This window comes from Citrobacter sp. S-77, assembly GCF_963864895.1.
Classification (GTDB): Bacteria; Pseudomonadota; Gammaproteobacteria; order Enterobacterales; family Enterobacteriaceae; genus Citrobacter; species Citrobacter murliniae.
Genome location: NZ_CAWLWU010000002.1, coordinates 2,207,678 through 2,234,501, shown reverse-complemented (window position 1 = coordinate 2,234,501; position 26,824 = coordinate 2,207,678). Strand labels below are relative to the sequence as shown.

The window sequence follows — 26,824 nt, the reverse complement described above, 5'->3', positions numbered from 1 at the left end:
CTAACGTCAGGTAACGAGAATTGTAGCCAGACTGGTGCATAGTAATTCAGTTCAGTTAGCATAACAGTTGGATTGTCTTGCGTCCTCTGGTTCAGACCGAGGAGCGTTATGGCCAAACTCTCACTGCGTTCGAGAGTCCGTGCTGGCTTGTAGCTTCTTCATCTACCTGACAGACATCATCAGAACCTGTTTCATATTTTGGATTGTACAAGCCTGTGCATTAGCTTGGATGTGATTCTGGTTACTGCAAACTGGAACGCTTCTTCTTTTGTGCTTTAACTTTTGCCCACTTCGGCATTAGCTGTTTTTGAATGTAGGCCAGTTCCGGGCTGATACCGCCACACACACTTATCCAGACTATCTGCGCGAAAACAAGCTCTACTAAAGGCCGTGTAGAACGTGCCCAACTTCAATGTCCATAACCGCTTGAAAATGATGATGATCTGGCAGCATTTTTAACGTGGCGGAGAACCCCGTCGTGTTTCAAAATCCCTGACAGTGCAATATGACAAAGTACTGCATCTGATTGAAGACTCTGAGCTAAGCCGAAGGACCATCGGGAAATATATCGAAGTCTGGCACTATCCAGATGGGAGAAAAGAGCTCCGGCTCAACGCGACTGCTCTTCCCTACTCCACTTATGATCGCCTTTCAGAAATCGACCAGGGCGCTATCGTCGACAACAAACGACTCGGACGCGCACTAGAATTTATTAAACTGATTCAAATAAACGCGACAACGAGGAGAGTTTTTAGATGTATATGAGTATAATATTATACCTTCAAAACTGAAGATTCAAATTCGATATATTCTAAATTAGACGTAATCGAGTTATGCTTTGCAGAGATAAATACAATTTTCAGAAAGGTTGTCACCAATGCAAATGAAAAAACAGATATTATAATATCTTAATTAAATCATAGAGTTAGAGAGAGAAAGTGACATTGACTATCAATTTGAAGGGAATGAAATATCGAGAGTTGACTCTCAAATAATGCACTCAACTGTGGTTAGACCAGTAATACGTTTGCTATATTCAAGTAATTATTACAAAGTCGAGAATAAGGAATTTTTATCTACTCATGATTACTACAGACATAAAAGATATAAAGAATACTTAACAGATTGCTGTAAATAATTTGAAAGCATGTTGAAATCAATCTATGTGATAAATGGATGGTAATATTTAAAATCAGAATTAACTTCAAAGCTAATATAAAGGTGATTCGAAAAAAAATTAATGCCAAAATACATTCAGAGACAATACCTGGTCTCAAAACAATACGACCTTCCAACTCTTTACCGCCCAAACTTAACTTTGTTTTTTAAGCTACTGCGTAAATGCTTTAATCATAAAATCAGCTGTTTAGGCTATGGTGAATATGGCTCGAAATTAGCCCGCCTTCATTATCAGTTCATATCCAATATTCTTAGGGAATTATCGCCACATGGCCATTCCATTGGCGCAGGATTTTCTTTCGAATCGGCTTCGTATACAGCTCGATATTGTGTTAAAAAAATTAACAAAGAAAAGGCTAGAGAACATTATCAAAATAGAGTGTCTGAGTCCTCCTGCATGTCATTTAAGCCAGGCTACGATATTCTTTGACTTCTGAACTTTGTGGTGAACTTATCAAATATCACCTTACGTTCATAATATGATTAGATATTAAAAGTAATATTATTATTTCCAATGTATAATAAATTGATGGCGAGCTATCTGAACACATCAACACATCAACATTATTTAAATAATTAAACATAGGTCTACCATATGAAAGCCAAAACTCCTTCAGAGGCATTGCTTCATCGAAAAAACATTATAAAAGACAATCCTAAATTTAGGGCTGCCATAAGAGAACATTATCAAATCAATGATAAACTTTATAAGAAGCAACCTTTGTTCTACAAAGTAATGCTTCAAGAATCAAGGTTAAACATTGCACTCTCAGTGTGCTGCTTTATTTTTGGCAACCAAGCATCATGCGTGTCAGATATTAAAGAACTTTGTTCCAGATATAAAATAGCCAGCCCTAATAGCGTCATCGCAATAATTGCCCTATTGAAAACGACGAACAGAATTAAAACATGGCGTAGCCCGGAAGACAGAAGAAAAGTCCTGATTATGCCAACACAAAAAGGAATTGATGAACTTAAAAGATATATGTCTGGCGCGTTTTTGCCGTTGAATTTGCTCTATCCCGAATATAATATCTCGGTAGATTTACTGGATGATGAAGTGCCCCGACAAGACTTTTTCAGACGAGCGGCTCAATACCTTTTTCGCGGAGTGACCTTCAAAGAAAATCTACCCGAAGTCGGAGTATTTATTGGAAAAGATGGAGGGCGAATGATTATGCTTTATCTTTACTTGCAAGCCATAGAAAATATGACCACTCGAGGGGCCATCATTAATTACTCATCGAATGCACTGGCCAAAGAATTTTTTGTGTCACGGATTCATGTCAGCAAAATCATAAAAGTTGCCCAAGGCACGGGTTACCTGAAAGAAAGAGCAGATGGATTGATTGAAATTTACCCATCATTTATTCAACTCGTCGAAAACTATACAGGTCTATATTTTTCGTATGTCATGCATTATCTGAATTTACATCCTGAAAAATAGTTAAATTTTATGCCATCCCTTCGTGTTATCCTGTAATAAGTTACAAGCGTTCGATTTACGTCGATCGCTTTTTTTATCTTTCTCGTAGCGCCTCTTTTGCTTTGTTCAATGGTTTTAACAAATAATCGAGTATCGATTTACTGCCCGTTTTTATATCAACAGTAGCAATCATGCCAGGAAATATTGGAAACTCTTTACCCTGTTTGTTTTCAAGGTGATTAGTGTTAGTTCTGATATAGACACGATAAAAATAGACATCGCGTTTTACATCATCCTGGATTGTATCCGGTGAAATCATCATTACTTCACCCTGAAGACCTCCATAAATGGAATAGTCATAAGCTGTAATTTTAACTAACGCCGCTTGTCCAGGGTGAATGAATGCAACATCTCTGGGCGAGATTTTCGCTTCAATAACCATCTGATCATCCAGTGGAACCAGAGTCATCAATTTGCCATTTGGCGGTATAACACCGCCGACTGTCGTTACATCAATATCTTTAACAATGCTTCTCACCGGTGCGTTGAAAGTCAGCCGGGTTAGAGAGTCTTCACGACCTTTCATTACGGAACGTTGCGCTTCAATTTCGGCATTCGCTTTGGCTAATTCTTCACGTGCGCGCACAAAGTATTGATTCTGCATTTCTGTCACTTTGTTTTCTAATTCGTTCTTTTGCCGTTGCAGGCGAAGAACTTCCACATTACTGGCAGCCCCCTGCTTTACCAAAGGTTGAGTAAGAGCCAACTCTCTTTGGACCAACGTCATTCCCTGACGTAATCCAGCAACCCCCTTTTCCAGGCTTTCGCGGCGTGAAGTAAAAAGTGCCGTCTCTTGTCTGACCAGGTCGACATAATCATCCAGCTCAGCCGGAAAAGTAAGTTCTGTACCATTCACTTCGGCAGTCAAACGTGAAGCAGTTGCCAGCGCCGCATTTAACCGGGATTCACTTTCCAGAACACTGGATTCTGTTTTTGTTCGATCCAGTTGTGCAACCTGCTGTCCGCGTTCAACGATATCGCCTTCTTGAACAAGCAATTTGTGGATGATTCCGCCTTCCAGCGACTGGATAACCTGCTCATGTGAAGAAGGCACTACTTTACCGCTTCCGGTTGTAACTTCATCAAGTTGAAACCAACCTGCCCACGCGATGAAAACAACAAGCATAGACACCACGCTCCATACCACCAGACTAGAGCGAGGAAGATGAGGCTCCTGAAGACGACTGTTAAAACGACTGAAATCGCTCATACGCCCTCCTCATTTATTACCGTTTTTTGAGAAGTCGCTTTTTTCATTGTTACCGTACGTTGGCCCGCTTTTTGTGGAGCCATACCATGTTCACGAAGAATGCTATCTCGTGGTCCATCCATAACAATTCGGCCGTTATCCAGCACAATAATGCGGTCAACCAGTTCAAGGATAGGTAAGCGGTGTGTAGCGACAATGAGTGTGCGCGTTTTTCCCAACCAGCCTTTCAGACTGCCGATAAACTGTTTCTCACTCACCTCGTCAAGCCAGGCCGTCGGTTCATCAAGCAGCAAAATATTAGGTGATGTTAAGAGTGCGCGGGCGAGTAATAGCGCCTGTCGCTGACCGCCAGACAGACCAGCCCCGCCCTCATTTACAATGTAATTCAGACCCATTTTCTGTTTACGAACGAAATCCAATGCTCCTGTTATCACCAGCGACTGATGGATCTCCTCATCAGTCGCTAAGGGATTGCCCATTATAATATTGTCACGCACTGAGCCAAAGAACAGGCGAGCCTGCTGGCTTAGTAGCTGCATGTCCCGGCGTAAATCAGCAGGGTCAAGATGATTGAGTGAGATATCGTCAAGTAAGATGGAACCTTGCTGTGGTTCCTGCATACCCGCAAGAAGTTGCAGAAGCGTACTTTTCCCTGAGCCGTTACGTCCCAGCAGGGCAATACGTTCTCCGGCTTGAATATGGAGACGTGATATATTTAATACATCAAGTTTTTCTTCCTCATCATAATAGAAACTCACGTCTTCCATGACGTAATTTCCGCGCAGATGGGCTTTATGAACTTTCTTGCCGGATTGCGGATCGTCAATTGGCCGTTGCATCAGATCATCAAGCCCTTTACGTGCAACCTTCGCTGACTGCCAGCGAGAGAGCACGCCGGAAATTTGTGATAGTGGAGCAATTGTGCGTGATGCAAGGATAGAGGTACCCACTAACGCGCCGGTGGTCATATCTCCACTAATCACCAGATAACAACCTATCAGCAGCACCACAGCATAAACGATGGATTGAACCTCCTGGGTCCAGGTCAGCAGTAACCCCGTTAGCCAACGCTGTTTCATTGCCACATTAGCGGCGACATCATTGGTGTTATTCCACTGATTTTGAAAACGCTGCTCAGCACGCATCAGCTTGATATCTTCAAGACCCTGTACCGCCTCTACCAACGTGGCGTTACGAATAGCCGACTCGCGCATCCCTTCGCTGGAGAGCCGTCCTAACGGACGTTGTACCAGCAGTCCAGGGATTAGCAGCAACGGAACGGCCAGCAATACCACCAGCACAAGCGGCCCGCCAATCATCCAGAGGATAAAAACGAACAACAGGAAAAAGGGGAGATCGGAAATTGCCGCGATAGTCGTGGAGGTAATCAACTCTCGCACCGATTCCAGCTCACGGATTTGAGCGATGAAAGAGCCCGTGGATTTTGACCGCGCACCATTTTTAATTCTCAGAGCATGAGCAAATACGCGTTCTGAGATCCGCAGGTCTGCGCGTTTACCAATTACATCTGAAAGATGGACGCGTAGCATACGCATGATGAACTCAAAGGTAATAGCCACCATGACCCCTCCAAAGAGGACCCATAGCGTTGCTTCCGACTGTGACGGAACTACGCGATCGTACACCTGCATAGAAAACACCATGCCTGAAAGCGCCAGTACATTCGCGATCATCGCCACCAGCATGATATCGCCATAACGGCGCCAGTCTTTCAGCGCCAGTTGCCAGAACCAGTTTTTCTCATAAGGTTTGATATAATCATCAACGCGTGCGTCTGGCGTTGACTCAAGAGGGCGAAGCACGACCCCCCCTAGCAGGCGCGTTGCAAGCTCCTCTCGCGTTAATACTGTTTCAAGACCACTATCGCCGCTGAATTGAAGACTAACATTCCCCTCTTTATCCATCCGGTTGATAACTGCAATTTGACCGCCAGTAAACTCAGCAATTAACGGCAAACGCCAGGGGTCGAGTAATTCGGCATTCACCGAAACTCTCCTCAATCCTAATCCCAAATGGCGAGCCATATCTTCCAGGACTTGTTGACGCGGTGACTGGCTTTCGTGATTAATCACCACCCGGACATGTTCTAACGAAAAATCAAGCCGGTAATGTTTCGCAATAATAAGCATGGCTTGTAGCCATGGCTCATAAAGCGGATGAGTTTTCATAGTGCTACTTCCTATCCAACAACATTGTCACGCGTCGAAATTATGTCATTTAATTGATATATCAATACGAACAGAATCCTAATAAAAAAGAAAAAATCTTTATTTTTCTGTTTGTTATCAATTTTTATGTAAAGAAATGAATAGCTGCGTGAGTTTATACCCTCGCAGCTCATTTGATTACGCTAATAACAATTGATGATTTGCCAGCAACGTGGCCAAATCGGTTTGCACACCATTAAGCGTCACGACGATGGTCGAGTCGAACTGGCTACCCGTTCCATCTCTGTCGATCTGAATCTGAGTGTTGCTCCCAATTTGTACCACCTGGATATAGTCAGTGAGATTGTTCACCCCACTGTCCAACGTCGCCACGCCATTCACATAGCTCGCCGATCCCGTGCCGGTATAGCCGCTATCAGAAAGCAGATCGCGCAGGTCAATACGGTCAGTATCTGCCGTCCCCTCCCAGGTACCGACAGTAAAGCCGTTTACCACATCGCTGCCGTTGCCACCCGTGGCATCCAAAGCGTTGATCAGCTTATAAAGCAACGTATCGTGACCGCCGCTGCCGATATTGAAGGTGTCATTACCGCCGCGCCCTTCGAACTGGTTATCACCGCTATTGCCAGTAATAACGTCGTTGTAGTTGGAACCATTAATCCCTTCAATATTAACCAACGTCGCGGTATCGAACCCGGTACTCTGAGCCGTAGAGCGCCCCAGATCGACGGTTACACCGGAAGCAGCATGGCGATAATCTACGACATCCACGCCGCCTGTACTGCTCCACGTGTCGTGTTCAGAGGTTGTCGTCCAACCACCAGAACCGTTGTAGGTATAATTCCCCGCCTCAGCTATAAAGGTATCGTTGTATCCGGTACCTGTCAGGGTTCCGTGGTGTCCGCCTGTGGCAGCATCAGCCGTCAGGGAATAACTCTCTTTACCGTCTCCTGCTGTCAGTCCATCCCAGGTTGCATTACTTGAAACACCGTTAATGGCACGAACCAGCACCGCACGGTAAGTTTCACTGGGGTCCAAACCGTAAAAACTGATGAGTGACGAGGAATCGTTTATGCCGATCCCTGACTGGGCATTGATGATTTCGCTGGCGACCAACTGATTTGCCGAGTTGTATAGCTGGACAGTGTTGCCAAAGAAGGCGTTAATTCCTTCGCTGTCGACAATCTTCAAATGCAATGCTGTTCCAGGCGCAACCGTATTGGTATTACGCTCCAGTAAAACAGTACCGTTTTGACGGAAAATCAGCAGATCCTGTGCACCATCCCAGTCGTAATCAAGCAGAGCAGCTCCGGATACCTGAGTTGACGTAGCGGTACTGAATTTTGAAGCTGTAAAACTTGCTGTACCCGCCAGTCCATCATTGGTGTAAAGATAAGACTGCCCGCTATTCGCCAGTTTGATGATGTCCATGTTACCGTCGAGGTTCCAGTCCACCGCCACGCTGACGTTACCCACAAACTTATCCGTGGTCGCTGTTCCAACCGCAGTGCCTGCAAGAAGGTTACCGCTACCATCGTTCAGCATTAACACGCCGCCCTGACTGGTTCCGCTGGAGGTACGGGACATGCTGATATACAGGTCCATGTAACCATCGCCATTAAAGTCGGCCCACGTCATACTTACCGCACTGGAAGCCGCGCCAGCGCTAATGCCGCTGTACATGGTATTGGTAAAGTTTTGCCCCCATGTAAAAGAACCATTGCCTTGGTTAAACATGGTCGACAGCGCATAGGAGTTATTCCCGTTGGTCGTATGCTGGGCAATATCCACTTTTCCGTCGTTATTCAAATCCACACCGGACGCCTCAATCAGGCTGTTGTACCTACCTACCGTCGAACCTGATACAAAGTTGGTGTATGTCCCGGACTTAGAACTACCGGTCAGCGTACCGTTGTTATTGAGCATGAAGGTGCTGGAATCAGGTCCCCCAGCATCACCAATGACGAAATCGGTGTAACCATCACCCTGAATATCAATGGCAACCACCGCGCCATACCACACCGCAGTATGTATGACAGAAGTATTAGTCAACACAGTAGTGGTATAAGTACCGTCACCATTATTGATTAACTGCGCCATGTAGTCCCAGCTTGTCCCTTCAGCAAGCACGTCTGCCAGCCCGTCGCGGTTGATATCCGCATAAGTACCCGTGGTGTAATTCCCCGTCATAGAAAAATTACCTGAAACGGTGTAAGAGTTACGGCTGCTGGCGTCCGCCGATGCGAATTGCTGATTTGCGATAATCGTCCACAGCCCATCCGAATCCAGCATATAGCTGGAAGAATAGGAATCATTCGCGGCGGTAAATGACCAGGCTGGTGTCAATGATGCTTCATTACCCACGACCAGGCTGCCGGTGGTCAAATCAACGGTATTACCGTTGCCGGCGCTACTTTTCACTACTGCTGTGACATCATAATTCTTCACGCTCAGCGCATCGCCGTCCGGGATCTGCAAATACCAAGTGTTATTATCCGGATCGACCACTACCGCACCGCCTGAATCAGAGGTGTAGGTTTTACCGTTCACGTTGATAACGAGATACTCACTGTTAGTCAGTTTCGCCGATAGCAAACCACTCAGAATGGGGGTAGTGTCTGTCGTAGTCTGGGCGGTAATGCTCACGGTGGTGGTAGGGATGCGAGTATCTACTTTCAGCACAAAATCATCTGAATCGGTGTGGTTACCCGCCAGATCGGTCACACGCAACATATAGGTGTGATTACCATCATTCAAACCACTATCCTGGAAATACCAACTGGCGGCATCGCTCATCGTTACCAATCCCAGCAGCACACTATCACGATACAACTGCACAATCTCGCCATTGTCCGGCGCACGGTTAAGTGTCCCGTTAATCACAGGGGAACTGTCATCTGTTGCCACCGATGCGCCAAAACTGCCCTGGCGTTCGCCTTCTCCGTCGGTGTAGCTGACGACCCTACCGACCGTGACTGGCGTCGTGGTATCGACCGTCACCACCTGCGAAGAGGTAGAGCCGACGTTACCTGCCTGGTCGACGATCCGCACCTGGTAGGTGTAATCACCGTCAGCCAGATCACGGGTATCAGTGTAGCTCCAGCGCTGGTTAGTCACGGCTGTGTCAATCCAAGCATTGCCGCCATCAAGGCTTATTTGCACGCGCTCATCGCTTTCCAGCCCGCTGCCCAGCGAGCCGTTAATGGTCAGCTTGGTGTCAATGGTGATGAAGTCGCTGCTGGACTGCCCGGTATCTTCGCTAATGCTGTCAATAGTGATGCCATTCTGCGGTGCCTGGGTATCGACAGTGACCACCTGAGAGGTCGTCGCCCCTACGTTACCGGCCTGATCTACCACGCGAACCTGATAGCGATGCTCGCCATCGGTGAGCGTGCGGGTATCGGTATAGCTCCAGCTCGTCCCATTCACCGTGGCGTAGGCCCATGTAGTCCCACCATCAACTCTCACTTGGACATACTCATTTGTGCCAGGTTTCACACCCAGCGTACCGTGCAGAGTGTACGACGTTGAGCTGGTCAGGAAATCATTATTATCGAACCCAGTATCAACAGTAATGTTATCCACTGTTACTGTGATAGCCGCGTCAGGAGCGACCGTATCAACGGTCACCTGTTGATGCGCGGAAGCACCGATGTTTCCGGCAACATCCACTACCCTCACATAATAATCGTAGGTGGTGTTTTGCAGCGTGCGCCCATCAACGTAGTGCCAACTGTTGTTGCCAGTCACAATTACGTTCTGCCAGGTATCGCCGCCGTCAATACTGATCTGAACGTATTCATCAGCGGCCAGTGTTGCTCCCAGCGAACCGTGCAGCGTCAGCGAGGTATCGTTGGTAATGAAGTCGCTGCTGCTCAGCCCGCTATCATCGCTGATGCTATCAATGGTGATGGTTTTTCTGGTGTCTGGTGCGACGGTATCAATAGTCACCACCTGGCTGGTGTTGGCGCTGACATTACCTGCGTTATCAATAATTCGCAGTTGATAGTTGCAATCACCATCGGCCAGCGTACGGCCATCGACATACGTCCAGCTCAGACCGCTGACGCTGACGTCAGTCCATGTGCGACCGCCATCCAGGCTAATCTGCGCGTGATCGCCATTGCCCAGCGCCGCCCCGAGCGTTCCTTTCAGGCTGATCTGGTTGTCGCTGGTAATAAAGTCGTTGCCAGACAGTCCGGTATCTTGGGTAACGGAATCCACAGTAATGGTCGTGGCCGCCGGTGCGGTCAGGTCAATCACCACGTCCCGGCTGTCCGTTGCGCCGACGTTACCCGCATTGTCGATCACACGAACCTGATATTGGTACGTTCCGTCTGTCAGGGCGCGGCCGTCGGTGTAGCGCCATTGCAAGCCAGTAACGGTCAGATCAATCCAAGTCCCACCTTCATCAAGACTGATCTGTGCTTTCTCGTTATTACCAAGTTGTGCGGTCAGTGAGCCGTTAACGATGACCTTACTGTCGTTAGTGATGAAATCACTCGCGCTCAGGCCGGTGTCATTTTGCAGCGAATCAATACCGATCACCATTGATGGTGCAGTCAAATCAACTGTCACGGTGTGGTCGGCGCTGGCGCTGTTACCAATGGTATTGCTCACCTGAGCGTTAATCACATATGAACCGCCGTCTGCCAGCGCGGTCACGTCCGCGCTGGCGACGGTGTAGGTCCAACTACCGTCATTCTGCACAGTTGCGGTGTAGGTTTTACCGTTGAGCGTAATGGTCACCGTCTGACCCGCAGGTGCGTCGGTGGCACCGCTGACGACCAGAGGCGTGCCGTGCTCCGCCGCGCTGACGATGTCATCTTCAGCAAAGGTGTTAATCGTAATCGTCGGTACGTCACCGCTCAACGTCACTTCGTGCGTGGCGCTGCCCGGGTTGCCCGCTTTATCGCTCACCGTCGCGGTGAGGGTGTAATCCCCATCGGTCAGGCCGAGGAAATTATGGCCCGGCACGAAGACCGACCACGAACCGTCCGCCGCCACGGTCGCCTGATAGCTGTGGCCGTTGAAGGAGACCGTCACCATCTGGCCCTGTTCCGCCGTGGTGCTACCACTTATGGTCTGGCCCGCCAACTGCTCAGCGTTGTTGACGATATCGTCATCTGCCACAGTGCTGATGGTGACGGTTGGTGCCACGGTATCAGCCGTCAGGGTATGCGTGGCCTGGCCGTTGTTACCGACTTTGTCGTTCACTGACGCAGTGACTGTCAGGGTGCCTTCACTGAGGACTACCAGGTCTGCCGCCGGAACATCCAGCGTCCATGTGCCATCACTCCTCACCACCGTAGTGTAAGTTTTGCCACCCAGCGTCACGGTCACCGTCTGGCCCGCTTCTGCGCTGGAAGAACCGTGCACGGTCAGCGGCTGCTGCACCTCAGCCGCATTCAGAACATCATCACTGGAAATCGTGGCAATGCTGACAACTGGCGCAGTGGTTTCCACGCTGATGTTATGTGTCGCCGAAGCACTGTTGCCTGCGCTGTCCCGCGCCGAAACAGAGACTTGATAGCTCGCGCCATCGCCCAGTGCGCCCACGTCTACAGCCGGTACCGTTGTACTCCAGGAGCCGTCGTTCTGAATGATGGCCGTGTAGCTCTTCCCATTCAGGATCACAGTCACCTGCGTGCCGCTGGCAAACTGCGTGCTGGAACCGTTGATCGTCAGCGTATTGCCCGCTTCCGCCGCGTTGATCACGTCATCACCGCTGAGGGTGTTGACGGTCAGCGCCACGGGGGCGGTATTCACCACTACATTGTGCGTCTGGGTGTTGCTGTTACCCGCGCTGTCGGTGATAGTTGCGCTGATGGTTACGGTGCCGTCAGTCAGGGCAGAAATCACGCTGGCCGGTACGCCCACACTCCAGTTACCGCTGGCATCAACGGTGGTGGTGTACTGGTTTGAGCCAATGGTGATGACCAGCTTATCGCCGACGTTCGCGCCGGTTGCTGTCCCGCTGACAATTTGCGCCTGGGTATGCTCCAGACTGTTAATCACGTCATCACCAGCCACGATGTTAAAGCTGACGGTTGGCGGCGTAGTGTCGAGCGTAATCGTTTTATCCGCACTGCCGGTGTTACCCGCCGCATCGCTCACGCTCACTTGTACGGTGTAGCCGTTGTCCGCCATGGTTGTCAGGTCTGCCGCTGGCACGTTAACGCGCCAGACGCCGCCCTGCAGAACCTGCGCGGTGTAACTCTTACCGCCAAGCGTCACGGTCACCGTCTGCCCTACTTCTGCCGTGGTGGTGCCGGAGATCGCTACCCCCGCAGAGGCTTCCGCGCTGTTAATCACGTTGTCGCCTGCCACCGTATCAATTGACACGGTTGGCACCGTCGCATCCACGCTGTACTCGCGTCCCGCAGAGGCGCTGTTGCCATTCACGTTGGTGACGCTCACCTGCACACTGGCGTCGCCGTCTTTCAGTCCGGTGAGATCAGCGGAGGGCACGGTTGCAGTCCAGTTGCCGTCGGCATCGACTTTCACGGTGTAAGACTTGCCGCTAAAGGTGATGGTCACGGTCTGGTTTTCTTCCACATTGGACGTGCTGCCGGAAAGCACCAGATCGATACCTTTTTCAGCGGCATTGATCACGTCGTCGGTGGCGATGGTGTTGATGCTAACAGCTACGGCTGCCAGATCGACGGTGACATCATGGCTGATAGTCACCGGGTTGCCCGCGGTGCTCTGGCCTTCTACTGTGACGGTCACCGTGCCTGCTGCCAGAGCACCCACGTCTGCCGCCGGGATTGCCGCACTCCATGTACCGTCTGCCAGCACGGATGTTGCGTAGGTTTTGCCATTGATCGTTACGGTCAGCGCGGTGCCTGGGATCAGACCGTCGCTGGAGCCTGTCACGATCAGGTTCTGATTGTGTTCAATACTGTTGACCACATCATCGCCCGCAACGGTATCAACACGCAGACCCGGGAGGTTGGCGTCGATGGTAACATCACGCTCGCCGGAGCCGGTGTTACCGTGACCGTTGGTCACGGTTGCCGATATGCTCAAACTGCCGTTGCCCAGCGCCGTCAGCACATCATACGACACGTTCACTGACCAGCTCAGATCGCTCTGAACCGTTGAGATATAATCATTCCCGCCGATAGAAACCGTTACGATACTGCCCGCCTCTGCGTTGGCAACTTTACCGCTAATAGTCTGGCCTGCAGCCACTTCGGAGGCATTGATGACGTTGTCACCCGCGATGGTATTGATGGTGACGGTTGGCAGGCCAGTGTCCACCTGCAGGTTCGCGGTGTTGCTGACGCTGTTACCCACGGCGCTAGTCGCCGTCGCGCTCAGAGTGTAATTTGCTTCACCCAGAGCGGTCAGATCCGCCGCCGGAACCGTCAAGCTCCAGCTTCCGCTTGCAGCGGTTGTCGCCGTGTATTGTTTACCGTTCAGGGTCACTGTGACCAGGGTGCCTTCCGCCAGGTTGGCACTGGTGCCGCTCACGCTCAGATCCTGGCCTTTCTCCACCGCGTTCAGCACGTTATCGCCGCTGAGGGTGTCGAAGACAACTGACGGCAGCCCGGTATCAACGGTGACGGTATGGGTGCCAGAGCCGGTATTGCCCGCAGCATCGGTTACGCTGGCGTTGACCGTCACGGTACCGTTCTGCAGCGCGGAAATCACGCTCGCTGGAACGCCCACGCTCCAGTTACCCGCCGCGTCCAGCACGGTGGTGTAAGTCTGTCCGCCAATATTGACGGTGACTTTGTCGCCTGCCGTCGCGCCAGTGGCGGAGCCGCTGACGATCTGCGCCTGAGCGTGCTCAGTCACGTTAATCACATCATCACCCGCAATGGTGTTAATGCTCACAATCGGAACGGTCACATCCACCGTCAGATTGTGGTCTACGGATGCCGGGTTACCCGCTTTGTCGCTCACGCTAGCGGTCACGATGACGCTGCCGTCACCGAGTGTTACCAAATCCGCAGATGGGACGTTCAATGTCCAGCTACCATTGATGCCGACGGTCGTGGTGTAATCTTTGCCGTTCAGGCTCACTATCACCGTCTGCCCGGCTTCTGCGGTGCTGGTACCGGAAACCGTCAGGTCAGACTGCGCTTCCGTTGCATTCAGAATATCGTCAGCCGCAAGGGTATTGATAGTTACGGAAGGTGCGGTCGCATCCACGCTGTACTCTCGGCCCGCCGATGCGCTGTTACCGTTCACGTTGGTCACGCTCACTTGCACGCTGGCGTCGCCGTCTTTCAGTCCCACCAGGTCTGTCGATGGGATGGTCGCCGTCCAGGTGCCGTCGGCACCCACCTTCACAGTATAGATTTTGCCACCCATGCTAAGCGTGACGATCTGGTTGGCTTCGACGTTGGTTGTCGCGCCGGAAAGCACCAGATCGACACCTTTTTCAGCGGCATTGATCACGTCGTCGGTGGCAATGGCGTCGATGCTAACAGCAACGACTGCCAGATCGACGGTGACGTCATGGCTGATAGTCACCGGGTTGCCCGCCGTACTGTCGCCAGTAACGCTGATCTTCACGGTGCCTTCCGGCCATGCGCTCACGTCCGCCTGCGAAACAGCCGCGCTCCAGGTACCATCTGCCAGCACCGTTGCCGCATAATCTTTGCCGTTTACTCTAACCGTCAGCATCGTACCTGACGCTATTCCATCGCTGGAACCTGTCACGATCAGGTTCTGATTGTGTTCAATACTGTTGACCACATCATCGCCCGCAACGGTATCAACACGCAGACCCGGGAGGTTGGCGTCGATGGTAACATCACGCTCGCCGGAGCCGGTGTTACCGTGACCGTTGGTCACGGTTGCCGAAATGCTCAATCTACCGTTACCCAGCGCCGTCAGCACATCATACGACACGTTCACTGACCAGCTCAGATCGTTCTGCACCGTTGCGGTATACGTGTTGCCGCCGAGGGTTATAGTAACGGTGTTGCCCGCTTCCGCATGGGCCACGGTACCGCTCAGGGTTTGGCCTGCCGCGACTTCCGCCGCGTTAATGACGTTATCATCTGCAACCGTGTTGATGGTGACGGTTGGCAGCGCGGTATCGACCAGCAGGTTTGCAGTATTGCTCACACCGTTGCCCACGGCGTTGATCGCCGTTGCATTCAGGGTGTAGTTCGCTTCGCCCAGGTCCGCCAGATCGGCTGCCGGAACCGTCAGGCTCCAGCTGCCGTCTACCGCAGTGGCTGCTGTATACTGTTTGCCGTTAAGCGTGACGGTGACGGTGGTGCCTTCGGCCAGGTTAACGCTTGTACCGTTCACGCTCAAATCCTGGCCTTTTTCCAACGCATTCAGCACGTTGTCGTCGCTAATAGCGTTGAAATTGACCGACGGCAGGCCGCTATCAACGGTCACATTGTGCGTGCCGTTGCCGGTGTTGCCCGCCGCATCCGTCACGCTGACGTTTATGGTTACGCTGCCATCACTGAGGCCGGAAATCACGTTTGCCGGAACGCCCACGCTCCAGTTACCGGTTGCATCCAGTACGGTGGTCCAGGTCTGGCCGCCGATAGTGACGGTAACTTTATCTCCCGCAGCCGCGCCGGTCGCTGAGCCGCTGACAATCTGTGCCTGAGAATGCTCAGCCACGTTAATGATGTCATCGCCTGCAACGGTATTGATGGTCACCGTAGGAACGGTCACATCTATCGTCAGGTTGTGGTCGACAGACGCCGGATTACCCACTTTGTCGCTTACCGATGCGGTAATGTCCATGCTGCCGTCGGTTAATCCTGTCAGGTCAGCCGCCGGAACATCCAGAGTCCAGGTGCCGTTTGCGTTGACGGTCGCGGTGTAGTCTTTACCGTTCATACTCACGGTTACCGTTTGGCCTGCTTCAGCCGTACTGGTGCCGGAAATGGTGAGATCCGACTGGGCTTCCGTTGCATTCAGAATATCGTCAGCCGCAACAGTGCTGATGGTCACGGACGGCGCGGTGGCATCCACGCTGTACTCGCGTCCCGCAGTCGCGCTGTTGCCGTTGACGTTGGTGACGCTCACCTGCACGCTGGCGTCGCCATCTTTCATGCCAGCCAGGTCAGTAGATGACACAGTCGCCGCCCATTTTCCATCTGCATCCACGGTCGCGGTGTAGCTCTTACCGCCGAAGATGATGTTGACGGTCTGGTTCTCTTCCACGTTGGAGGTGGTCCCCGAAAGGACCAGATCCGCGCCCTTCTCGGCGGCGTTAATGACGTCGTCAGTCGCGATAGCATCAATGCTGATGGCAACGGTCGCCAGATCCACCATCACGTTGTGGTCGATAGAAACCGGGTTACCGGCGATGCTCTGGCCTTCAACGGTCACGGTGATAGTTCCCGCAGCTAAGGCACTCACGTCCGCTAACGGGATCGCCGCGCTCCAGGTGCCATCCGCCAGCACGGTTGCCGGGTAGGTTTTGCCGTTGACGGTCACTGTCAGCGCTGTACCTGCGCTCAGGCCATTGCTGGAGCCGGTGATAATCAGATTCTGTGCATGCTCGATGCTGTTGATCACGTCATCGCCTGCTACGGTGTCTACACGCAGCCCCGGCAGGTTCGCGTCGATGGTGATATCGCGCTCACCTGTACTGCTGTTGCCGACGCCGTTGGTCACGCTGGCGGTTACAATCAGTTCACCGTTACCCAGCGCCTTCAATGCGGATTCCGGGACGTTAATGGACCAGCTCAGATCGTCCTGTACCGCCGTGGTATAGGTGTTGCCGCCAATCGTCACGGTCACAGTGTTGCCCGCTTCGGCATTCACCACTTTACCGCTGATGGTCTGGCCGTTCGCCAGTTCGGCGGCGTTGATCACATCGTCGCCCGCAACGGTGTCGATGGTCACGCCAGGTAATACGGACTCCACGTTCACAGTGTGTGACGTGCTGGTGCTGTTGCCTACGCTATCCGTTGCCGACGCGGTGACGGTGTATAAGGCTTCACCCAGCGCTCCCACCTGGTCCGCCGGAACAGTGGTAGTCCACTTTCCGTTGGTATCGACGGTGGCGATGTAGGCTATACCGTTGAGCATCACGGTGACGACCGCACCTGCCGCTAGACCGGAAGCCGTGCCCGAGAGGGTCAGATCCTGCGTTTTTTCGGTGCTGTTGATGACATCGTCACCGGAAATTACGTCAATGGTCAGCACCGGGGCGGTTAGGTTCACTTCCACGTCGTGCGTGGCGCTGTTGCTGTTACCGGCTTTATCGGTCAGCGCCGCTCTGATGATGTAATCTCCGGCAGTCAACGCATTCACGTCTGCCGCAGGCACCCCCACGATCCAGTTGCCCGAAGTATCCAGGGTCGCGGTGTAATTTTTATTGTTGATGGTGACGGTCACCACATCGCCCGCTGCCGCGCCTGTCACGGAACCGGTGACAATCAGCGCCTGCGCATGTTCAGCACTGTTGATCACGTCGTCGTCAGAAACGGTATTGATGGTCAGTTTCGGCACTGTGGTATCGACCAGCACATCGCGATCCGCCGAGGCCTGGTTGCCCGCTTTATCGGAAACCGCCGCGGTGATGGTGTAGTCGCCGTCAACAATCGTGCCGAGATCCGCAGAAGGTACGGTCACGCTCCAGCTACCGTTTGCCTGTACGGTGGTGGTGTAATTCTGGCCGTTCAGGATCACGGTCACGGCCTGCCCGGATTCGGCGTTGGTCACGCCGCTCACGACCAGATCGACCTGCGCTTCTGTCGCATTGATGATGTTGTTATCGCTAACGATCTCGATAGACACCGTCGGCGCGGTCGCATCCACACTGTACTCACGACCGGCGGAAGCGTTGTTGCCGTTCACGTTGGTCACGCTTACCTGCACGCTGGCATCACCGTCTTTCAGGCTGCCCAAATCTGCCGTCGGTACGGTTGCCGTCCAGTTACCGCTGGCATCTACACTTGCAGTGTAAGATTTGCCGCCAAAGGTGATATAGACGGTCTGGTTCTGCTCCACGTTGGTCGTTGAGCCAGACAGCACCAGCTCCGCACCTTTTTCCACTGCGTTAATCACGTCGTCCGTGGCAATGGCATCGATGCTGATGGCGACCGTCGCCAGATCGACCGTTACGTTGTGATTGATGGATACAGGGTTACCCGCCGCGCTCTCGCCTTCAACTGTGACCGACACGGTACCCGCCGCCAGTGCGCTAACATCTGCCGCCGGAATTGCTGCACTCCAGGTGCCGTCAGCCAGCACCGTAGCGGCGTAGGTTTTGCCGTTCACGGTTACCATCAGCGCGGAGCCTGCTGCAAGGCCCTCACTGGAGCCGGTGACGATTAGGTTCTGCGCATGTTCGATGCTGTTGATCACATTGTCGCCCGCCACGGTATCAACGCGCAGGCCAGGTAAATTGGCATCAATGGCGATGTCACGCTCGCCAGAGCCGGTATTGCCGTGGCCGTTAGTCACGCTTGCTGACACAGTCAGCAAGCCGTTACCGATAGCCGTTAAGACGCTCAATGGAACATTTACCAACCAGCTCAGGTCATCCTGAACCGTCGCCGTGTACGTATAACCACCAATGTTAATCGTGACAACATCACCGCTCGCCGCACCGCTGACTTTACCACTCAGAACCTGCCCCGTGACCACTTCTGCCGCGTTGATCACGTCGTCGGTAGCGATAGCGTTGATGGTTACCACCGGGATCGCGCTGTCCACCAGTACGCCATGGCTGGTATTCGTGTTGTTACCTGCGGTATCGGTCACGCTGGCCGTGACGGAGTAGTTTGCTTCACCCAGCGCAGAGACGTTCGCTGCAGGAACGACGACGCTCCAGTTACCGCTGGCATCGGTGGTGGCAATATAGTTGATGCCATTCAGGGTCACAGTGATAGTGGTGCCATCCGGCTGATTACTGGTGCCGGAGAGCAGCAGATCTTCGCCCTTCTCGGTGACGTTGATGACATCATCGCCCGCCAGGGTATTGATAGTGATAACTGGCGTGGTCAGAGAGACGTCAATATCATGCGTTGCAGTGGTGCTGTTACCGGCTTTATCCGTGATGGAAGCGCTCAGGGTGTAGCCACTGTTCACCAGCGCGCCAACGTCAGAGGCTGGCACACCAATGCTCCAGTTACCGGAACCACCGAGCATTGCAGTGTAATCTTTGCCGTTCAGGGTTACGGTGATGACGTCACCCGCCTGCGCACCGCTCACGTTTCCGGAGACGATCAGCGCCTGGCCGTGCTCGGCGATATTAATGATGTCGTCGCTCGCCACGATGTTGAAGCTGATATTTGGCACAGTGACATCGACCAGCACGGATGAACCCGTGCTCGCCGGGTTGCCCGCTTTATCGGAAACGGTCGCCGTTACCGCCGCATTGCCGTCGGTGATACCTGCTATGTCGGCTGCCGGAACGTTCAGCGTCCAGGTACCGTCTGCCTGAACCTGCGCGGTGTACTGATTGCCATTGAAGGTCACAGTGACCGTCTGACCGGCTTCGGCGCTTGAGGTACCGCTTAGGGTCAGGTCCAGCGCCGCTTCAGTCGCATTTAGCATATTGTCGCTGCTAATGGTGTTGATGGTCACCGTCGGCGCGGTGGTATCGACGCTGTATTCCTGCGCGGAAGAGGCCGAATTGCCATTCACGTTGGTCACGCTGACCTGCACGCTGGCGTCGCCATCTTTCAGGCTATTTAAATTAGCCGCTGGAACGGTATAACTCCAGTTACCATCGACGTCGACAGTTGTGGTGTAGCTCTTGCCGCCGAAAATGACCGTCACTTTCTGGCCCGCTTCGACGTTCGATGAGGTGCCGCTTAACACCAGATCCTGACTTTTTTCTGCGGCATTCAGCACGTTGTCTTCGGTCACGCTGCTGATGCTGATGGCCACCGGGGCAAGATCCACATCCACAACGGTGCCGATGTTCACCGGGTTGCCGGAGATATCTTGCGCACTGGCGCTGATGGTGAGCGAACCGTCCGCCCACTGGGACACGTCCGCCGCCGGAACCGCCGCCTGCCAGGTGCCATCTGCCAGTACCGTTGCCGAATAAACTTTACTGTTGATGGTCACGGTGACGGTGCTGCCCGCCGCCAAATCGGTGCTAGTACCGGACACAATCAGATTCTGCGCGTGTTCAATCACGTTGATCACGTCATCACCGGCGACGGTATCAATACGCAGACCCGGCAGCTGGGCGTCAATGGTGAAGTCCAGGGAAGAAGAACCGGTATTGCCGTGTGCGTTGGTTACGCTTGCCGATACGGTCAGCTCGCCGTTACCGAGCGCGCTTAACTGGCTCTCGGTTAACAGCATGCTCCAAGTGAGATCGTCCTGCACGGTAACGGTGTACGTCTGGCCGCCGAGGATAATCGTAACGGTATCGCCCGCCGCCGCATTGCTCACCTTACCAGTCAGGGTTTGCCCTGCCGTCACTTCCGAGGCGTTAACGATGTTATCGCCCGCGAGGGTGTTGATGGTCACTACCGGCAGCGAGCTGTCCACCAGCACGTTGTGGGTGGTAGAGGCACTGTTGCCGACGCTGTCGGTGACGCTGGCAGTCACGGTGTAGTTCACTTCGCCCAGCGCGCTCACCGCAGACGCAGGTACGCTAACGCTCCAGTTACCGCTAGCGTCTGTGATGGCGGTATAGTTGATACCGTTGAGATTAACAGTGAGGGGGGTGCCTTCCGGCTGGTTGCTGGTACCCGAGAGCAGCAGATCTTCGCCCTTCTCGGTGGCATTGATCACATCATCCGCCGCCAGGATATTGATGCCGATTTGCGGCGTCACGGTGTTAACGACAACGTCCAGCGAATTGCTGCCAGTGTTGCCGGACTGGTCAGTTACGGAGACGTTAATCGTCATGGTACCGTCGGCCAGCCCCTGAACAACAGACGCTGGCAGGCCGAGACTCCAGTTGCCCACAGCGTCTACCACAGTCGTGTAGTCGACATTATTGATGGTGATGGTGACCAAATCACCCACTGCCGCGCCGGTGACGGAGCCGCTGAGGATCTGCGCCTGAGAATGGGCGATTTGGTTCACGGTATTGGTATCGGTGACAAAATCGTTGATCGTCACCTGCGGTACGGTGGCATCCACCAGCCCCACGCGATCTGCGCTACTGCTGTTGCCCGCCACGTCGTTCACAGTAGCCCTTACCGTCACAGTGCCATCTACCAGCGCGCCTACGTCGGCAGCCGGTACGTTGAGGGTCCAGGTTCCGCCCGTCTGGACTGTGGTCTGGTAAGATTTACCGTTCAGCGTCACGGTGACAGTCTGCCCCGCCTGGGCATTACTGGTGCCGCTGACCACCAGATCCTGCTGCGCTTCCGCCGCATTGATGATGTTATCGGGCGTCAGGTTGTCCAACGTGATAGTAGGTGGCAACGTATCGACGGTGACGATGCGCGAGGCTTCTGCGCTATTGCCGTTCACATTGGTGACACTGACGCTCACCTGCGCACGTCCGTCGATCAGGGGTTCCATTGCACTCGCTGGAACGGTCAGGCTCCAGGAACCATCCTGCTGCACCTGCGCGGTAAAGATTTGGTCGGCAAATTTAACCACCACGGTCTGACCGGCTTCCACGCCCTGCGTCTGACCTGACAGCGTGACCTCAGCCCTTTTTTCGGCCGTGTTCAGCATGTCATCGCTGCTAATGGTATCAATGGTCACCGCTACGGCGTTCAGATCCAGTTCGATGGGGTGCTCAGCAGAAACGGTATTGCCCCACGTGTCCTGCGCGCTGACGTTGACCGTAATATCCCCTGCCGTCCATGCCTGAAGGTCGGACGCAGGAACACCAATTTGCCAGCTACCGCTGGCGTTCACCACGGCGGTGTAGTCAACGTTGTTGATGGTGACGGTAATCTGCGTGCCTGCGGCCAGATGGCTACTGGAACCGATGACGGTCAGATCCTGCTGCTGTTCGATGGCGTTGATCACATCATCGCCAGAAATCATGTTCACGCGCAGACCAGGCAGCTCGGCGTTGACGTTGATATCACGTTCGCCGCTGCCGGTGTTGCCGTGCGCATTAGTGACCGAAGCGCTGAAGGTCAAATCGCCGTCGCCAAACGCCTTGAGATCCGCTGACGGGATCGTCACGCTCCAGGTCAGATTATTACCCACCGTGGCGGTATAGCTCTTGCCGCCAACGGAGATGGAAACAGTATCGCCCGCCGCCGCGTCGGTGACGCGCCCACTTAGGGTTTGATCCACAGCCACTTCGGCGTTGTTGACAAGGTTGTCGCCCGCAAAGGTATTGATAATCACCTGTGGTAGCACCGTATCGACCAGCAGATTAGCGTCTGCAGAACCGCTATTACCCACGCTGTCCGTGCCGCTCACACTGACGGTGTAGAGGGTATTTGCCAGATTCAGCACGTCGGAAACCGGCACCAGGACACTCCAGATGCCGTTTTCAACGGTGGCCTGATAGTTGACGTTGTTCAGCGTCACGGTGATGGCGCCGCCGTTTGGCAGATTGCTGGTTCCGCTCAGGCTCAGCGGCTGCATTGCCTCCTGTGCATTCAGAACATTGTCCTGGCTGATGACATCAATGGTGAATTCTGGCGGATTGCCGCTCAGCGTCACGCCGTGCGTCGCGTTGCCGGTATTGCCCGAGGCATCGGTAACAGAGACAGAAATGCTGTGGCGCCCCTCACCCATTGCGCCGATGACGGAGGCAGGCACACCAACGCTCCAGCTGCCATCGGCCTGTACCACACCGGTAAAACTCTGGCCACCAAGGGTAACCGTGACCACATCGCCCGCTGCCGCGCCGCTCGCCTTGCCGGAGATAATTTGCGCCTGGCCCTGCTCGCTGGTATTGAGAGTATCGTCACCCGCTACGGTATCGATCGTGACTACGGGTGCTGCGGTATCAACGGTGAAATCGACGGTGGTTGAAGAGCCGTTACCCCCCTTGTCACTGACGTTCACGGTCAACGAATGGTTGCCGTCAGCCAGCTCTTGTACTTCGCTGGCAGGAAGCGTAACGGACCAGGTGCCGTCACTGCCTACCGTGGCCGTGTGGTTTTTGCCGTTCAGCGTCACGGTTAAAATCTGGCCCGCTTCCGTGTTCGTTTTACCGGTCAGGGTCAGGGTCAGGTTGTGCTCTGCAGCATTGACGATGTTGTCCTGGGAAATCGCATCGATCGATAATGTCGGTGCCACGGTATCCACGCCAATCGTCTGGCTACCGCTTACGGTATTACCCGCCACATCTTTGCCGCTGACGTTGACCGTCCAGGTACCGTCACCCAGGGCCTGTGCGTCTGCAGCGGGCACCTTCACGCTCCATGCGCCGTTTTCGCCCACTTCTGCAGTATAGGTTTTATCGTTCAGCGTGACGGTGAGCACCGTTCCCTGCACGAGATTTTTGCTCGCACCGGAGAGGGTAAAGCCAGCGGACTGCTCGCTGGCGTTAATCACATTATCGTCTGCGGTGGTGGCGAGCGTAACGGTCGCGTCTGCCGTTGAGACGATCACGGTAATGCTGCCTGCAGCCGTGGTTTTACTGCCGTCGATCTGCACGACGGACCAGGTGTGTTCTCCGTCCGTCTGCGTCGGAAGCTTTACCGTCCAGGCCCCGTCTTTACCGACCATGGCGCTGGCAATGGTGCTGCCGCTGCTATCTTTGATCTGAATGGTCGCACCAGGTTGTCCGGTGCCGCTGAAGGTTGGGGTATTATCATCCGTGACCTCTTTTGCACTCAGCACACCCTGCTTGTCACCCACTTTGTCCGTTACCAAAAAGGTCGGTGTTGCGCTCTCAACTTCTTTGGTGTTATCAATGATTTTGGTTTTGCCATCACCACCATGTGCCAGCAATGCGCCAATCGCGCCGCCGCCTAATGCTGCACCCGCAATCCAGCCCCACGGCGCATCGCTCAGGGCACTACCTTGCTCGAGAAAAGGTTCGATACTGGATATTGTTGTCGCATGAGAAGTCAGTTCAGTGGTCGCAAGCCCAGACGCTTCTCCGGTCTCAGCAAACGATATATGGGTAAGTTGATCCTCATCGTTAAAGACCAACTCTGAATGGTTTTTACCTTCAGGATCGTCCATGAAATAATTGTTGCAGCGGATCACGCTACCATCTTTCATGTAAAGCAAGAGATCCTTACCCTGTCGCACGTAGCGTGCCACATCCTGTGCAGAACCATGGACCTCGATAACGCAGGGTGCAGAGACAGAAACAGAGAGGTTCCCTTCACCTGTCAGAACTGTTTTTTCAGCCGTCTTTCGGATAATGACATCAACAATTTTTACTGAACTCATATTTTTTCTCCTTGCAGGCGCCACCATCTTTTACTCATTGCCAATATTCAGATGTAGCAATCTCTGGGAATGACTCCCATTGTCTTCAGTTTTTTTAAGCAATTTTACAGCGTTTTATTTTCGTTAATAACTTAGATCAGGTAATTTCGCCGCAGCATTTTTTTCAACACCTATAGCAGGTAATAAATTATCCAGGGCTGTAGCATAATTAATTGCGGCACTCCAACTATCATATTCAGCCGTTATTTTTGATAGCGTTGCTTGCCAGACATCTTGTTCAACACTTAGTAAGTCATTAATACTTCTTTTGCTAAGAGTATATTCATTTTTATAAACCTCGCGAGCACGCAGAGCGCTCTGCAATTGTATATTTCCGGCATTTATTCTGCCGTGTGCTCCGGACCAGTCCGCCATAGCAACTGACGCTTTTTGTAGTACATCAAATCGCGCTTGATCGACTTGCGACATTGCCATTTTTCGTGCCCCTCCAGCCTGGAGAACTCTCGCTGAAACCGAGCCACCCTGATAAATAGGGGCATCAATATTTAGCTGAACATGATCGTCCCAATAGCTTCGGTTATCCGATTCATAACGCGTACGCCCACCTTTAAGGCTTAGAGTCGGCCAGTGCTGTGATTTTGCTTTTTCAACGGCATACTGAGCAGACCTTTCCATTGTCCTTGCGGCGAGTACAGATGGAATTAATGAATAATCAATATTATCAAGAGAATCCTCTTGAACGACTAATTCATCAGGTACTGGTTGCAACTGCTCTGCATCAATACCGCTTAACACAGCAAGTCTTGCCCGCGCGCTACTCAGCGCTGCATTGTATTGTTCAAACGTTGCCTGCATTCCCGCGACACGCGCTTGCGTCTGAAGCTCATCAGACGTAGAACTCAGACCAGCATCTGCGCGCAATCGTGCCATGTGCTGAACATTTTTAAGCGCAGTAATATTTTCTTTCGCTGCTTGTGTCAATTCGGTATAGCGTCTGACCTCAACGTAACTGAGAGACGTTTTCTCAGCGACACTAGATAATGTGGCCATAAGCTGGTACCGGTAACTATCTCGTTGTGCTTCAGACTGACTGATTGCGCTGTTCGTTTTGCCAAAATCATAGACAAGCTGTGTCAGACTTAGCCCCCATGTTGCTGAGTTTTGTAGTGAGCCGCTTGAGTCTGTTGTCTGGCTATGCCCTGTATTGCCATTAAGTGATATTTGCGGCATCCAACCACTTCGTGCTTCGTCAATTTGCGCCTGACCAATTCCCATTTGAGCGGCCTGCTGACTTATTGATGGGTCACGGTCAAAAGCGAAAAGAATACTTTCCTTCAGTGTCACATACGCAACTCGGGCTGTGTTCGGTGTACCGTTATAGGCTCTCGCAGTACCACATACGATCATGCCTGCAAATAAAAAATAAAATATGTTGTGCCTTAAGGGTACAAAAGCCCACACATAAGCCTCCTTATTTATCGACTCTCCTCCAGAATTCGTTTTTACTACGAATCAATTAAGGAATGAATTTTCTTTTTCCATAACGGATTGATTAATCAAGAAACTGTGAAATAGGAGCTTCGCCAATAAAATCAATTAATTTGGAGCATAACAAAAACTGTGATCCCTAACTACACCCACAATGTTAATACAGCGTTAACAAAATAGAGAATATTGTGCAATCTTTATAAAAAATCGAAAGGTTGTTTTTTACACCCCTAGAAAAAGCCTTTGTTATATATGAGATTCCTCTCTCATGACAGTTGCATATTTTTGCGTTAATTTCATTGTGAACTTACTCAAAGATTTTCAAAAAAAGTCAGTTTTAACCAAGACCTGTGGTATTTATTGACAAATATTTTTGAATGATTTTTATTCAGAATAGCAATCTCCATCAAATCACACCAGCAGACAAAAAAACCAACAGCACAATGAAACAAAATTAAGAATTTTCACCCCCAAAAAGGTCAATAATCCTTTATGAGGGTGTAGGCCATTAACAAGGTGTTTTTTTGCTGATGCGCCACGAATAGCTTTTGTAACTGGATTGCATTGATCTGGAATTGATATGAACCCGCATCTACTGTGTTTCTAACCGCAACGCTACGCTCACAACGTATGGACGTTTTTATGGATGAAAAACTGGAGGTATTGTCGAACCATAATGACGCATGATGACGTGCATATGGGGAAATAAACAGATTAAATTTTAATCGGATGTGGTAGAGTGACACACATTCATTGAGAGGTTAATCATCATGTCCTTTATCGATTACGCAATGAAGTTCTTCAGTGGTGCATCGACGACCACTATCACCTGCCCTGTTTGCGGCTTAAAATCATCTCAGCCTGTCTCCAAAATCCGTCTAAAACAGGCAATGCTTTGTCCTGGATGTAAAGCTCTGTTTGTCCCCAAACGCTAGTTCCAGATACCGGGTAACACAAACCCGATGTTCTATACTTAGACATACACCAGCAGCTGTTAAATCCCTGATGCCTTACGCCCATCCTGAGAGAACGTTT

At 52.1% G+C, this 26,824-nt stretch carries 6 protein-coding genes and 1 pseudogene; 3 read left to right on the top strand and 4 right to left on the bottom strand.

Annotated elements, in window-relative coordinates; all coding sequences use genetic code 11:
* Window positions 1–425 precede the first annotated feature (425 nt).
* Both AACS05_RS11180 and AACS05_RS11175 read left to right on the top strand, forming a co-directional pair.
* Window positions 426–749 (top strand): annotated as a pseudogene (locus tag AACS05_RS11180) (ISNCY family transposase); the annotation flags it as partial.
* A gap of 1,025 nt (window positions 750–1,774) precedes the next feature.
* Window positions 1,775–2,626: a hypothetical protein gene (locus AACS05_RS11175; protein WP_045442775.1), complete on the top strand. Its 852-nt coding sequence runs from the start codon at window positions 1,775–1,777 to the stop codon at window positions 2,624–2,626.
* A gap of 73 nt (window positions 2,627–2,699) precedes the next feature.
* Here AACS05_RS11175 and AACS05_RS11170 read toward each other — a convergent pair whose 3' ends face one another.
* The 4 genes from AACS05_RS11170 to AACS05_RS11155 form a co-directional block, all read right to left on the bottom strand.
* On the bottom strand, window positions 2,700–3,875 hold the full coding sequence (locus tag AACS05_RS11170; protein WP_045442773.1) for an HlyD family efflux transporter periplasmic adaptor subunit: 1,176 nt from the start codon (window positions 3,873–3,875) through the stop codon (window positions 2,700–2,702).
* A complete protein-coding gene (locus AACS05_RS11165) occupies window positions 3,872–6,064 on the bottom strand; it encodes a type I secretion system permease/ATPase (protein ID WP_045442771.1) in 2,193 nt (730 codons plus the stop codon). The genes AACS05_RS11170 and AACS05_RS11165 overlap by 4 nt, the downstream gene beginning before the upstream one ends.
* Before the next feature lie 177 nt (window positions 6,065–6,241).
* Window positions 6,242–24,301, bottom strand: a complete 18,060-nt coding sequence (locus AACS05_RS11160; protein WP_045442769.1) for an Ig-like domain-containing protein — start codon at window positions 24,299–24,301, stop codon at window positions 6,242–6,244.
* Between the two features lie 123 nt (window positions 24,302–24,424).
* Window positions 24,425–25,708: a TolC family outer membrane protein gene (locus tag AACS05_RS11155; RefSeq protein WP_045449606.1), complete on the bottom strand. Its 1,284-nt coding sequence runs from the start codon at window positions 25,706–25,708 to the stop codon at window positions 24,425–24,427.
* An 851-nt stretch (window positions 25,709–26,559) separates the two neighbouring features.
* On the opposite strand from AACS05_RS11155, the gene AACS05_RS11150 reads away from it, so the two are divergent.
* The gene (locus AACS05_RS11150; RefSeq protein WP_223306990.1) at window positions 26,560–26,724 is read left to right on the top strand and encodes a YnfU family zinc-binding protein; all 165 of its coding nucleotides are present in this window, start codon (window positions 26,560–26,562) and stop codon (window positions 26,722–26,724) included.
* The last annotated feature ends 100 nt before the right edge of the window (window positions 26,725–26,824 follow it).